General features: G+C 32.4%; 15 protein-coding genes. 2 read left to right on the top strand and 13 right to left on the bottom strand.

Features of this window, described 5'->3' with window-relative positions:
* Position 1: 1 nt before the first annotated feature.
* From ytpR to BTM19_RS00565, 4 genes are all read right to left on the bottom strand, one after another.
* Complete coding sequence (gene ytpR, locus BTM19_RS00580; protein ID WP_038678738.1) at positions 2 to 601, bottom strand: YtpR family tRNA-binding protein; 600 nt, start codon at positions 599 to 601, stop codon at positions 2 to 4.
* 13 nt (positions 602 to 614) lie between these two features.
* Complete coding sequence (locus tag BTM19_RS00575) at positions 615 to 1,478, bottom strand: DUF1444 domain-containing protein (protein WP_029377021.1); 864 nt, start codon at positions 1,476 to 1,478, stop codon at positions 615 to 617.
* Positions 1,479 to 1,608: 130 nt separating this feature from the next.
* Positions 1,609 to 1,917, bottom strand: coding sequence for a thioredoxin family protein (locus tag BTM19_RS00570; RefSeq protein ID WP_029377020.1), 309 nt, complete (start codon positions 1,915 to 1,917; stop codon positions 1,609 to 1,611).
* Between the two features lie 15 nt (positions 1,918 to 1,932).
* Complete coding sequence (locus tag BTM19_RS00565) at positions 1,933 to 3,009, bottom strand: M42 family metallopeptidase (RefSeq protein WP_029377019.1); 1,077 nt, start codon at positions 3,007 to 3,009, stop codon at positions 1,933 to 1,935.
* Between the two features lie 82 nt (positions 3,010 to 3,091).
* On the opposite strand from BTM19_RS00565, the gene BTM19_RS00560 reads away from it, so the two are divergent.
* Positions 3,092 to 3,409 (top strand): PepSY domain-containing protein, encoded by a 318-nt coding sequence (locus BTM19_RS00560; RefSeq protein ID WP_029377018.1) that lies wholly within the window; start codon positions 3,092 to 3,094, stop codon positions 3,407 to 3,409.
* Between the two features lie 210 nt (positions 3,410 to 3,619).
* Here BTM19_RS00560 and BTM19_RS00555 read toward each other — a convergent pair whose 3' ends face one another.
* The 8 genes from BTM19_RS00555 to BTM19_RS00520 all read right to left on the bottom strand — a co-directional run bounded on the left by BTM19_RS00555 (position 3,620) and on the right by BTM19_RS00520 (position 11,917).
* On the bottom strand, positions 3,620 to 4,447 hold the full coding sequence (locus BTM19_RS00555) for a YtnP family quorum-quenching lactonase (RefSeq protein ID WP_029377017.1): 828 nt from the start codon (positions 4,445 to 4,447) through the stop codon (positions 3,620 to 3,622).
* Positions 4,448 to 4,646: 199 nt separating this feature from the next.
* Positions 4,647 to 5,282, bottom strand: a complete 636-nt coding sequence (gene trmB, locus BTM19_RS00550; RefSeq protein ID WP_029377016.1) for a tRNA (guanosine(46)-N7)-methyltransferase TrmB — start codon at positions 5,280 to 5,282, stop codon at positions 4,647 to 4,649.
* A 12-nt stretch (positions 5,283 to 5,294) separates the two neighbouring features.
* The gene (locus tag BTM19_RS00545; RefSeq protein WP_029377015.1) at positions 5,295 to 6,086 is read right to left on the bottom strand and encodes a phosphotransferase family protein; all 792 of its coding nucleotides are present in this window, start codon (positions 6,084 to 6,086) and stop codon (positions 5,295 to 5,297) included.
* Between the two features lie 460 nt (positions 6,087 to 6,546).
* Positions 6,547 to 7,392: a D-amino-acid transaminase gene (gene dat / locus BTM19_RS00540; protein ID WP_029377014.1), complete on the bottom strand. Its 846-nt coding sequence runs from the start codon at positions 7,390 to 7,392 to the stop codon at positions 6,547 to 6,549.
* A gap of 2 nt (positions 7,393 to 7,394) precedes the next feature.
* A complete protein-coding gene (gene pepV, locus BTM19_RS00535) occupies positions 7,395 to 8,804 on the bottom strand; it encodes a dipeptidase PepV (protein ID WP_029377013.1) in 1,410 nt (469 codons plus the stop codon).
* A 348-nt stretch (positions 8,805 to 9,152) separates the two neighbouring features.
* The gene (locus tag BTM19_RS00530) at positions 9,153 to 9,566 is read right to left on the bottom strand and encodes a YtxH domain-containing protein (protein ID WP_029377012.1); all 414 of its coding nucleotides are present in this window, start codon (positions 9,564 to 9,566) and stop codon (positions 9,153 to 9,155) included.
* A gap of 18 nt (positions 9,567 to 9,584) precedes the next feature.
* Positions 9,585 to 10,283, bottom strand: a complete 699-nt coding sequence (locus BTM19_RS00525) for a pseudouridine synthase (protein ID WP_029377011.1) — start codon at positions 10,281 to 10,283, stop codon at positions 9,585 to 9,587.
* Positions 10,280 to 11,917, bottom strand: coding sequence for a putative polysaccharide biosynthesis protein (locus BTM19_RS00520; protein ID WP_029377010.1), 1,638 nt, complete (start codon positions 11,915 to 11,917; stop codon positions 10,280 to 10,282). Before BTM19_RS00520 ends, BTM19_RS00525 begins: the two co-directional genes overlap by 4 nt.
* Positions 11,918 to 12,046: 129 nt before the next feature.
* Here BTM19_RS00520 and BTM19_RS00515 point away from each other — a divergent pair, with 129 nt between their 5' ends.
* Positions 12,047 to 13,321: a BaiN/RdsA family NAD(P)/FAD-dependent oxidoreductase gene (locus tag BTM19_RS00515; RefSeq protein ID WP_029377009.1), complete on the top strand. Its 1,275-nt coding sequence runs from the start codon at positions 12,047 to 12,049 to the stop codon at positions 13,319 to 13,321.
* Between the two features lie 347 nt (positions 13,322 to 13,668).
* Here BTM19_RS00515 and BTM19_RS00510 read toward each other — a convergent pair whose 3' ends face one another.
* Positions 13,669 to 13,980 (bottom strand): rhodanese-like domain-containing protein, encoded by a 312-nt coding sequence (locus BTM19_RS00510; RefSeq protein WP_038678742.1) that lies wholly within the window; start codon positions 13,978 to 13,980, stop codon positions 13,669 to 13,671.
* Position 13,981 lies beyond the last annotated feature (1 nt).

Raw genomic sequence — 13,981 nt, 5'->3', positions numbered from 1 at the left:
TTTATTCTTCAAAAAATGCTTGCCCTACTGTATAACCATCAGATAAGACCATAATACCTTTTTCTTGTGGTGCGTTCGGTAATTCTAACTCTTTCATTGAACAAATCATACCACTTGACGCAACGCCTCTAAGTTCAGCATCCTTTATCACCATACCGCTAGGCATAACAGCTCCAACTTTAGCTACAACAACCTTTTGCCCTGCTTCAATATTAGCTGCACCGCAAACAATTTGTAATTTTTCTGTAGCAACATCAACACGCAACACACTTAATTTATCAGCATCTGGATGTTTTTCTTTTGTCTCAACATAGCCTACTACAAATTTAGGTGAAAAGTCGGTATCTAACTTATAAGTAAATCCAGCTTCTTCAATAGCTGTTTGAAATTCATTCACTAAAGTTTCATTTAATTTAACGTGCCCGTTGCCATCTATAGATGTTTTATATGACGCATTAAATATGTTGAATCCTACAACTTTATTTTCATGTTGGATCTCAACGACATCACCTTTATATTCATAGTTAAATTCACCATTAGCAGGCTCTATTTGTAAAAATGCTACATCACCTACTGCTTGTTTATTATAAAAAAGATTCATTAAAATTTACTCCTTACTTCTTATCTTTATTTTCGTATTGTTTTCTTGTAGCTTCTAATCTTTGTATTACATTTGGATCTCTTTTTTGTTTATTATTTTTACCTAAAATAAAAATAGGTTCAAAGTGGCCTTTATCATATCCTAAAGATAGTGAAGTAATTGGCACTAAACCATTTGTAAAAAACTCCATAGTTAAGTGTGCCATCACGTCATAACCTGTTTTATTTCTTATATCAGCTATGATTAATACATCTTGGTGTGGCACCGCTACTAACATTTCGCCTTCACATTGTTCTTGTATATTATTTAAGAATGAAGTGTTTAATACTCTACTAGCATCATAACCATCATTGGTATTAACAAAATAGAATATATTACCTTTTACTTCATCGGTCGTATATTTATTTTCTAACTTTCTTACGTTAAATAACGCCATTTCTTTTAATTGCTGTTTAGTTAGGTTCATTTGTTCTAGAGTTTTTTCATCAATTAGACGATAGGACTTACCTAAATCCATCGCATAGTATATATTAGTTTCTGCAGTATGTTCATCTATAACAAATGCATTTCCACTTTTGTCTTTCTTATCAAAACTTGGCGATCTTAATACTGGCATTACTTTAATATCATCAGTATTAGATAATGCTGCGTCATTCATTTGTGCTACAGCTTCTTCCACATAATAGACAATTTCATCAACTATTTTTTCTTTTTGCGATTTATATTTAGCTACAATCGGAGAGAGTTTAACAGTCACACCTTTATCATTATCTACCCTAGATATACGTAAGGTTTCTTCATCACGATTAAAACTAAATTTAACGTCTAGATGGTTCAATCGATCTTTTAACTTATCTCTCATTTGAAAGACATTCATGTTTAACACTCCTATTAACGTGCCTTTTTCTAGTTTACAATAAAAGCACCCTTAGGAACAGAAAAAATGTAAGTTCTAAGGGTATATATTTTTATAAATTGATCTTGATTACTTTACAAAATGGCTCGACTTATAATGAAGATAAAAATGCATCAATTTGTTCAATTGATTTACGCTCCTTACCAATATAACTACCAATTTGTTGTCCAGCACTAAACACTAGAAAACTTGGTATACCCATGATGCCATGCTCAACACATAAATCAATAAATTTGTCTCTATCTACTGATATAAAATTATATTCAGTGAATTTTTCTTCTATTTTAGGGAGGTCTGGTTCAATGACTTTACAATCAGGGCACCAGTCTGCAGTAAATAAAAATACAGTTTTTTCATTTTTTAGTTGTTCAAATTGTTGTTCAGTTTCTAAATGTTTCATCATACCACTCCTATATTATTTATATTGTAACATTTCAACTTTTTCTTGGTTTAAGTGTGTTATACTCTCTAATAATAATTTTCTTGCAGCTTCATAATCTCTAATATCAAACACTGCATTTGTACTATGGATGTAGCGTGCACAAACGCCAATGACTGCAGTAGGAATACCGATTTTTGCTTTATGAATTTCGCCGCCATCTGTTCCACCTGGTGAAATATAGTATTGGTGAGCTATGCCAAACTCTTTAGCAAGTGAAAGTAGATAATCTCTAAATGTTGGTTTGAGTATCATTGTGCCATCTTTAATTCTAATTAAAGTGCCCTCCCCTAATTCACCTGACAAGTTTTGCTTGCCTTTCATGTCGTTAGCTGGAGAACAATCAACTACAAAGGCTAAATCAGGATCAATGAGTTCAGCAGAAGCTTTTGCACCTCGTAGTCCTACTTCTTCTTGTACATTAGCACCTACATACAAATCAAAATCCAATTCAACATCTTTTAGTAATTCTAATAATTCGATACCAATTAAACAGCCATAACGATTATCCCAAGCTTTACTAGCGTATCGGAACTCAGATAATTGCGTAAAAGTAGTATCAGGAACAATACTATCCCCAATCTCAATACCACGTTGTGCTACTTCATCACTATTCTCAGAACCAATGTCTAATAACAAATCTTCAATTTTAGGAGCACCTTCATTACCTGACCTAAAGTGCTTAGGTATATTTGCAACAACACCACTGATTTCTTCACCTTGACGTGACTTTACTTTAAGTCTTTGGCCTTGCCATATATCATTGGCAACACCACCTAAGTTGGTAAACTGTAACATACCATTACTAGTTATATTCGTCACCATAAAACCAATTTCATCCATGTGAGCGGCAACCATTATACGTTTAGCATTAGGTTTTTTCGAGCGTTTCACTCCGTAAAAGCCACCCATTCTATTGTAAATAAATTCATCGACAAAAGGCTCCATTTCTGATTCCATATACGATTTCACATCATCTTCAAAGCCAGGTGCACCATGTAATTCTGTTAATATTTTCATTCTTGTTAATGTTTTATTCTTGTTTATATCCAACGTGTCTCACTCCTTAAGATTTATTATATCATCTTCATTATGGTAAACTATAAATATGACTTTATTGGGGGTAGATTGTGTTATGTTGAATAAAAAAAATAGGTTCATCATCTTATTTATTATGCTGACAACTATTGTCGGATCTATTTATTTTTATACTCGCCGCAAGCATCAACAATATCAAGATCCAGAAAAAATTATTTCTGAAGTTAGAACTTATTTTATGAATGTTATAGGCTCATACATATTGCATGAACCAATTACTTATAAAAATACTAGTGATGCTAAGCTTGTTTTCCAAGGAGGTATTACTACCCAAAACAATGGGTCACTTACTTCATATGATTTTTTTGTCGATGCAAATAGTGGAGAAATCATTAATATTATTGAATGTGAATGATAGAAGGTTAAAGTTATGATTGTAAAATGTATATATTAGAAGCCATTCGAGACATCTAATAGATGTGAGCTGAAATTGCTTCATATCACAAAAACTATATACATTATTGAAGTCGAAGATTTAAAACGGATTATGCTCAAGAAATATGCACGTATACTTTCTTAAATCATGTTTTAACTCCGAGTCTTAAATTCATAACTTTAACCTTTTTTAGTCTCTGGAAATAAATGTTTCAATTTCTGTCATACTCTGTTTATCAAACTTCACTGCAAAATAATTCACATCATGATAATACAAGAACCAGTAATCATTTAAAATATAATTCGGAATCAAGCGTTCTTTCTCTCTTATTGATTGCATAGGATAATCATCATAAGCTGTTACCCATAAAGGGTTTCTATGTGCAATTGTCGGGAATATGTCTCCCATATGAATAGCTTTCTCACCATTGCTCTCTATTGTAATAATAGAGTGACCAAAGCTATGCCCCCCAGTGTGCATGATGTTAATTCCTGGTAAAACTTCCATTTCTTTATCAAATAATAATAGTTTCTGTTGGAAATCACCGTTATTTTTCGTCCAATAAGTTGATTTACTTCTTAAGTTTGGACTTTGAAATTCGTGCCACTCATCTTGTTGAATGATATGGATAGCATTTTCAAAAATCGCATGACCTTTATCATCAGTCAAACCTGCTGCGTGGTCAAAATGCATATGCGTCATTAATACATAATCAATATCCTTTGTTGTCATATCTAAAACTTCTAAATCTTCTTTAATATGACTTTCATATTCTGCACCAAAATTTCTACGTTCTTTTTCTGTCAATTTACCAAAACCAATACCAGTATCTATAATGACGTTTTTATCGCCTGTTTGTATTAATATTGGGTGCGTAGGTAAAGGAATTTGATTTTTATCATTCACTTCATATTTTCTCGTCCACAAAGCCCGCGGTACTACACCAAACATTGCTCCTCCATCAATATTTGTAATGCCACCGTTTAAGTAATGTACGCTAAAATCTCCTAATTTCATATAATTAATTCCTCCTCAGTATCCAATAAACCTTAGTTACTCATTATCTTTTATATTAATACAAACAAACTATTACGTAAAATAATGCACCACCGATTACATACAGTACTTTTCTCTCATTTATAATGCAATAATATGTCACAAAGGCAAAAAAAATTGATAAGGCTTTACCTTATCAATTGAAATAATTTTTATTAAATTAATGGAATTTTGCTTCCATACGATAAATTCTAGAACCTTTATCAGAAAATTTTCTTTCGTATTCCGTCTCAATGTTAGTTTCAACGTCTTCTTGATGTAAATTCAAATTAATTTTAGTGAAATACATACCAAATTGCGACATACTCTCTAAACTATATGCAAATAGTCCTCGATTATCAGTTTTAAAATGAAGTTCTCCATCTTTTTTTAATACTTGTTTATACAAAGTTAAATAAGTATGATAAGTTAATCGACGTTTAGTATGCCTTTTCTTTGGCCATGGATCTGAAAAATTTAAATAGATGCGTGAAATTTCTTCATCTTTAAAATATTCATTAAGTTCTATCGCATCATTACATATAAGTTTAATATTAGTTAAACCTTGATCTAATACTTTATCTAGAACTTTAACCATTACACTTTTTTCCCGCTCCATCGAAATAAAATTGATATCAGGGTTTTGTGCAGCAAGCGTAGTTATAAACTGTCCCATTCCTGAACCTATTTCAATGTAAATCGGTTGATCATTATCAAACCAATCACTGATTTGCCCTGCATGACTACCATCGATATCCACTATATTCGGTTCTTTTTTTAAGTAGTCTTCAGCCCAAGGCTTGTAGCGCATTCTCATTTTGATAACTCCTTATATAAATGCATTGTTATTCATGACTTCATTTAAAAATTTAAGCCACATATTCATATCTTTATAACGTTTTTGTTCTTCATACCACTGTACCATACCAATAGATTGTACCACTGTGTACCATTTCATACGTTTTTGTAAATCCATTGAATCTTTCGTACCATAAACATTTAACCACTGAGGCCATTTCTTTTCTGGAACGTAATTGTAAAGCAGCATACCTAAATCAATCGCTGGATCAGCAATCATCGCACCTTCCCAATCAACAAGGTATAATTCATCATGATCAGACAATAGCCAGTTGTTATGATTAACATCGCCATGGACTACTGTAAAGAAACGAGGATCCAAGTTCGGCATATGGTCTTCAAGATAAGTTAAGGCTTTTCGAACAACATGATGCGTTAAAACTTCTCGTGATAAAGAAGCGTTAATCTTGTTTAATAGAATATCAGGAGTGATTGGCTCCATTTCCATACGTTTTAACATATTAAGTAATGTTTTAGAACTATGAATCTTTTTCAATAAATTAGCTACCCGTTGTTCATGCATTTCGTTGAAAGTAAGTTCTCTACCATTTTTCCAATGTTGCGCCGTTACCACTTCACCAGTTTCTATGCGTTTCGTCCACACTAATTTTGGCACAATACCTTCGGCTGATAATGCCGCAATAAATGGATTTGAATTTCTTTTTAGGAATAACTTTTGCCCATCCTGCTCAGCCATATATGCCTCACCAGATGCACCGCCTGCTGAATCAAGCGTCCATCCCAATTGATAAAACTGCTCCAACACGTTCACCTCACTTTCAATTAGAAAATGGCTCAAGAAAACAGATTTCGAGAGCCATATATAATCATTTTCTATTACAATATTTTAAACTTCAACCCAAATTTATGTCGCCTCAAGTTTTATGACTGACACAATGTCCCATGTGGTTCAAGTTAAGTTATTTAATAACAGTACTAAGTTTCAAAATTATAGCAACTTTTACATCATACCATAAATCAAACTCAAACAAAGTACTATTTTAATATTTTCTATATCTTTTTTTCATAAATTTATTACGGTCAATTTCAAGACTCATAAAAGATTTTATAATGTTTGAGACTGAATTTCAACCAAAAATGAGAAACAAAAAGATACATTTTACTTTCAATTTTATATTGAAATCTCTTAAACGGCTCAGTTAGCATTATAACATAATTTCACCGTAATTTATGTGACATTTTATATCCATTTATGGAAAATATTAACTATGTGTGTCAATGTATCTGTTAAATCCTTCTTGCAATGATTTCGTAATACTACCTACTTCACCATTACCTACGTTTTCTCCATTCAATTTAACAACAGGCATGACTTCTATTGATGTACTAGACACAATGATTTCGTCTGCATTTTTTAAGAAATCCAATGTGAATACTTCTTCATTAAAAGGTATATCCTTTTCTTCAGCAACTGATTTGATAACCATACGTGTTATACCATTTAATATATAATTATTTACTGGATGTGTGTATATCTCACCGTTTTTAATTGCATACACATTACTAGAAGAACCTTCTGTAACGATATCACCACGGTGTTGAATTGCTTCTTGAGCATTATATTTTGTTGCGTATTCTTTAGCTAATACATTTCCTAATAAATTCAAACTTTTAATATCACATCTTAGCCAACGAATATCTTCTGTTGTAATAGCATTAATACCTTCTTCAAGCAATTTGTATGGACGATCATAAGACTTCGTAAATGCCATTATATTCGCCTCTACTGATGGAGTAGGGAAAGCATGATCACGTGGCGCAGCACCACGAGTTACCTGGATATAAACACCACCATTAACGATACCATTTGTAGATAACAATTCTTGAACTAATTCCGTCAATTCATCTACATTATATTTTAATTCTAGACCGATTTCTTTAGCACTACGTAGTAATCTTTCAAAATGTTCTTTAGCTGTAAAAACATTGTTATCATAAACTCTTATATATTCATAAATGCCATCGCCAAAGACATAACCTCTATCGTTATACGGTACATTTGCATCTTGCTCGTCCACAAGTTTTTCATTTATTAGTACTTTTGTCATATTTATTCCTCCACACACAATTTATATAATGACTCCAAGTAAATGCTTGTCGCATTAAATAATTGTTTTTTAGTAATATACTCGTTTTTTTGATGCATTAAGTCTTCAGAATCGCTGAACATAGCACCAAATGCAACACCTTTATCTAGATTACGCGCATAAGTACCGCCACCTATTGTAAAAGGTTCAGTTTGGTCACCAGTCTGGTTTCTATAGGCTTCTACTAAACTTTGTACAAATGGATCGTCTTTTTCTACATAATGTGGTGTTTGGTTCTTACCTAGTTCAATTGAAAACCCTAATGGATTTATTTCGCTCTTAAATCTAGTCAATGCTTCTTCAAATTCAAATCCTTCTGGATATCTTAAATTGATACCAAATGAGCCACCTTTTTGATTATCATAAGTTATTACACCGATATTAGTAGTAACATCTCCCATTACTTCTGTATGGAATTTCATACCCATTTTTTCTCCAAAATGAGACTCAAATAAATATTTATTACTGAATTCAACAAAATTAGCTGCTGTCTTATCTAAATCCAAGCTAGATAAGAAATTAAGTAAATATAGCCCTGCATTTACACCAATCGATGGATCCATGCCATGGACTGCTTTACCATATACTTTAAGAACTAATACACCACTATCAACAACACTTTCTCCATCAATTTGATTGTCATTTAAGTATTGTTCAAAATTTTGAATGACGTCCGTCATATTTTCTTTAACCGCAACATGTGCTACTGCTTCATCTGGAACCATGTTATATCTTTCACCAGATTTAAATGAACGTAATTCGTATTCAGGTTCATCTTGATCTTCAGCTTTGTCATTTTGAATTACATCAAATGTACTTATACCTTTTTCTCCATGGATAGCTGGGAATTCAGCATCCGGAGCGAAACCTAACACTGGCATTTCTTCTGTTTCGAAATAACGGTCTGTACATTTCCAATCTGACTCTTCATCCGTACCAATGATGATATGTATACGTTTCTTCCAATTTACATTCATTTCATTTAAAATTTTGACTGCATAATAAGCCGCAATTGTTGGGCCTTTGTCATCCAAAGTACCGCGAGCTACAATTTTGTCTTCAGTAACTAATGGATTGAATGGATCTGAATCCCATCCATCACCAGCGGGAACAACATCTACGTGGCATAAGATACCAAAAAGATCTTCACCTTCACCCGCTTCAATTCGTCCAGCAATATGATCAACATCATGTACGCCGAAGCCATCACGTTCTGCAAGTTGGTACATGTAATCTAGGGCTTTACGTGGTCCTGGTCCAACAGGGTTCTCTGAAGATGCCTTATCATCTTCTCTTACACTTTCGATAGATAAAAGTCCTTTCAAGTCCTCAACAATTTGACCTTCATACGCTTTTACTTTATCTCTCCACATTTGCAATCAACTTCCTTCTTATAACTAATATATTTAATATTTTACATGAACTAGAGAAGAAACTACAGTGAGATGTGTCTAATAATTCAAAAATTAACTGTTATGATTTGTATTAAAACAGTTTAAAGGCTATATATTACTATATAAAATACCTGTATTAATATAGAAAAAGGAGCGAGCTAGAAATCAAAATTCGATTTCTTATTCTCGCCCCTATGGCTTACTATACGTTTAATTAACATGTAATAAATGCATTAAGCTAAGTAATAGCTAATATGACTAATTTATTTAAATTACACGCATAGATCACACTGTTAATAACTTGACCATAAATATACATTTTAAAATTTATTTTTCATCACGTTTGTTACTGTTATTTTTCAATTCTTCTTCTGTTACAACGCGTAGGTTGTTTGACGGATCAGCAGCACCTTCATCAGTAAATCTCGCTTCTTCAATATGCTCTTCTTCATTTTCACTAGCATTTTTAAAGCGACCTTTTTGTTCATTGATAAATCCTTTAGGATCTTGCTTAACTTTTGAAGCATAACCCTTCGGATCTTGTTTTACTTCATTATATGTTTCACCAGCTTTAGAACTTATTTGACTTGCGATGTCTTTGGCATTTTGTTTATAAGATTCTGGGTTAGATTTATATTTACTGTATTCATCTTTCAATCTATCTCTATTTTCTTTTTTAGAGAGAACAACGGCTGCAGCTGCTCCACCGATGCCTACAATTGCTTTAAATAATTTTGACATAATAACTACACCTCTTCTTTATTTTAATCCTAAGCTTTTAAAATCTTGTTGATTTAAATGACGATATTCTCCTGGTGCCAATGTTAAATCAAGATGAAGATCTCCAATGCTAATACGTTTCAATTCTATAACTTCATTATTTATCGCATGAAACATACGCTTAACTTGATGATAACGTCCTTCATGAATCGTAACAAATGATTTATACATTTCATCACTTTTCATTAATTCCGCTGGTTTTGCAAATCCTTCATTTAATTCAATACCCACTTTAAATGCATTTATATCATTTTTTGTAATATTTTTTTCAGAAACCACTTCATATGTTTTAGGAACATGCTTCGTTGGACTCATTAAGTCGTGGTTGAATTGCCCATCGTTAGTAATTAGTAATAAACCTTCTGTATCTTTATCCAAACGTCCCACCGGAAAAACATTCAAATATTTATATTCATCGACCAAATCAATGACAGTCTGTTGTTTGTCATCTTCAGTTGCTGAAATATAGCCCTTAGGTTTGTTTAGCATTAAATATACTTTATCAATATATTGAATGCGCGTATCATTTACTGTTACAACATCAACATCTGGGTTTAATTGCCTTTTGGGTGACGTTTCTATATTATCATTCACAGTTACTTGTTTCTTTTTTAATAATTGCTTAACTTCGGTACGTGTACCTACACCCATATTTGCTAAAAACTTATCTAATCTCATTTAATAATCCCTAATTTACGTCTAAGTTTATTTGGCATTTCTCCTAAAAATTGATCGGCTAACTTTGTCTTCATAGTGATACTTCCATAAATGATCATACCAATTACTACACTTATAATTAAAATAGCTAATGAACCTATTTTAGATTCTGGTGAAATCATCATTTGTAATATGAATGATGATAATTCAACAACAATCATCATGATTAAACCATATAGGAATATTTTACCAAAGTGTAACCATGTTTCTGAGAAATCAAATTTCGCATATTTTTTAAGTATATAAAAATTACATAAAACAGCAAACAATAATGCAATCGCTGTACTTAAAATTGCGCCAGCTGTATGGAAAGCCATAATTAGTGGTGTGTTAAGTATAACTTTTAAAACAACCGCTGATAAAATTACAAATACTGTCAATTTTTGCTTGTCTATACCTTGTAGCATAGATGCTGTCACACTTAACAATCCAATTAAAATAGCAACTGGTGCATAATAGAATAGTAGCTGACTTCCATCAACATTATAACTATAGAACACAGTATATAACGGTAATGCTAAAGCCATAATTCCTAAACTTGCTGGTACTGTGATATACATTAATACACCTAAAGAAGTTCTAATTTGTCTATGCATTTCACTTAACTCGCCAGATTCGTATGTTTTTGTAATAAATGGAATTAAACTTACTGCAAAACCAGCTGATAGTGACGTTGGAATCATCACTATTTTATTTGTAGTCATATTTAAAATAGTAAAGAAATAGTCATGTAATCGGCTCGGTACACCTGCTAAATCTAAAGCACCATTATGTGTAAATTGGTCAACTAAATTAAACAACGGAAAATTCAAACTAACAATAACAAATGGAATACTATACGAAATAATTTCTTTATACATTTTTCCATATGAAACACTTATACCGGAAACATCTGTTGCAACCATTTTTTCAATATTAGGTTTTCTTTTTCGCCAGTAGTACCACAATGTAAAGATACCAGCTACAGCACCTATTGCTGCAGCAAACGTTGCAACACCATTAGCTTGTAATACACTTCCATTAAAGACATTAAGTACTAGATAACTTCCAATTAGAATAAATAAGATACGTGCAATTTGTTCTATAACTTCTGATACTGCTGTCGGTCCCATTGATTTATAACCTTGGAACACACCACGCCATGTAGCGAGTAACGGAATAAATATGACGACCATACTGATAATTCTAATAATCCAGGTAATGTCATCAACTGACCAGCCACCCTTAGCTCCTGATTCATGAGCCAATGTGATGCTCGCTATACTTGGAGCTAATAAATATAAAATGAAAAATCCTATAAATCCAGTAATGGTCATTACGATAAAACTAGATTTATATAACTTTTCACTTACTTTATATGCACCTAAAGCATTATACTTAGATACATATTTAGACGCCGCTAACGGCACACCAGCAGTTGCAATTGCAATTGCAATATTATATGGCGTATATGCATAGTTAAAAGGTGCCAATTTTTCTTCCCCGCCAATAATGGAGTAGAATGGAATAATATATATTACACCCAGAACTTTAGTAATCAATATACTAAGGGTGATTAAAAAGGTACCCCTAACTAATTCTTTACTTTCACTCATTCAGATCTTCCTATCTCAAATTAAATTTTTACACTCATAACTTCAATAATAACGTTATAACCACTTTTTTTCAAAACTATATTACTATAAACTATAAAATAACACTATTTAGTAAAGGGAGGCAATGAAATGTATCAAACAATTATTATAGGCGGTGGTCCAAGTGGACTTATGGCAGCAGCTGCTGCAAGTCAATCAAGCAATAGCGTTTTATTGATTGAAAAGAAAAAAGGACTAGGCCGCAAATTAAAAATTTCTGGTGGTGGTCGTTGCAATGTAACCAATCGTCTTCCTTATGATGAAATTATAAAAAACATTCCTGGTAATGGAAAATTTTTATATAGCCCTTTCTCAGTTTTTGATAATGAATCCATCATTCATTTCTTTGAATCAAGAGGCGTATCTTTAAAAGAAGAAGATCACGGACGTATGTTCCCAGTTTCTAATAAAGCTCAAGATGTTGTGGATGCGCTTATTCACACTTTGCAACAAAATAAAGTAGAAGTTAAAGAAGAAGCCACTGTTGCTTCAATTTCATACACTGATAATCAAACTTTCCAAGTGTCGCTTAATGATCAACAGTCTTTTGAAAGTCAAAGTTTAGTTATTGCAACTGGTGGTACAAGTGTGCCACAAACAGGTTCTACTGGGGATGGTTATAAATTTGCAGAACAATTAGGTCATTCCATCACTGAATTATTTCCTACTGAAGTCCCAATTACTTCTGCTGAACCTTTCATTAAGAATAAACGGCTAAAAGGATTGAGTTTAAAAGATGTAGCACTTTCTGTTTTAAAAAAGAATGGAAAAACAAGAATCACACATCAAATGGACATGTTGTTCACACATTTTGGTATCAGTGGTCCTGCTGCATTAAGATGTAGCCAATTCGTTTATAAAGAACAAAAAAACCAAAAACGACAAGAGATACAAATGCAAATCGATGCTTTTCCAGAATTAACTCAAAATGAATTAGAACTAAAAATCCGCAGTTTACTTGAAGACACGCCAGACAAGTACATCAAGAACAGTTTACATGGTTTAATTGAAGAGCGCTATTTATTATTTATTATCGAACAGGCAGACATCCCTGATGATTTAACTGCACATCACATTTCCAACGCACAAATCAATAATATTGTAGCGTTATTAAAAGGGTTTACTTTTTATGTCAACGGCACATTATCCATTGAGAAAGCATTTGTAACCGGCGGCGGGGTTTCACTAAAAGAAATACAGCCTAAAACAATGATGTCAAAAATTATCCCTGGCTTATTTTTATGTGGTGAAGTGTTAGACATTCACGGTTATACTGGCGGTTATAATATTACTAGTGCCTTAGTTACAGGGCATGTTGCCGGCACTAATGCAAGTGAATTTGTCTCTACAACTCAAACGCTTTAGATTTAAATATTGAAAACAATATTACATTCGCAATCATATACCGTATTAATCATCCTCAAATTATATAATCTACAATTTTTATAAATACTTAAACAGCTCACTTTACATATAATTTATGTTTTGGGCTGTTTTTTTGTTATATGCAGTTTAATTCACCCACAATTTCTAAAATATTCTATCTCAATCTTTCAAAAATAGAATCTCTTCAAAAACCACAATAAAAAAGCACTTCAAAGTAGACACTTGAATAAAGTGGCTACCTCGAAGCACTTATAAATTAAACCAGAATACACATATCACTACTTTACAATGATATATGTACGATTATTCATTTTTTCTTGCAAAAATTAGACACTTTTCAGTTCTAAACCTTCGTCTCCCCAAGCATCCATACCGCCTTCAACGTTCACTGCATTAACGCCGTTTTGTTCAAGATATTGAACGACTTGCGCACTTCTGCCACCAACTTTACATATAATATAATAAGTATCATTTTCATTAAATTGGTTAAGGTTTTCTGGTATTTTATTCATTGGAATTGTTTTTGCACCGGGAATAATTCCCATCGCCGTTTCTTCATCAGTTCTAACGTCAATGATATTAACAGGATTAGCATCTAAAATTTCACTTTTTAATTCATCAATTGTAATAGATTCCATT

This window comes from Staphylococcus xylosus, assembly GCF_002732165.1.
GTDB lineage: Bacteria > Bacillota > Bacilli > Staphylococcales > Staphylococcaceae > Staphylococcus > Staphylococcus xylosus.
The sequence above is the reverse complement of the archived record's forward strand: the minus strand, read 5'-3'. Positions and strand labels throughout refer to the sequence as shown.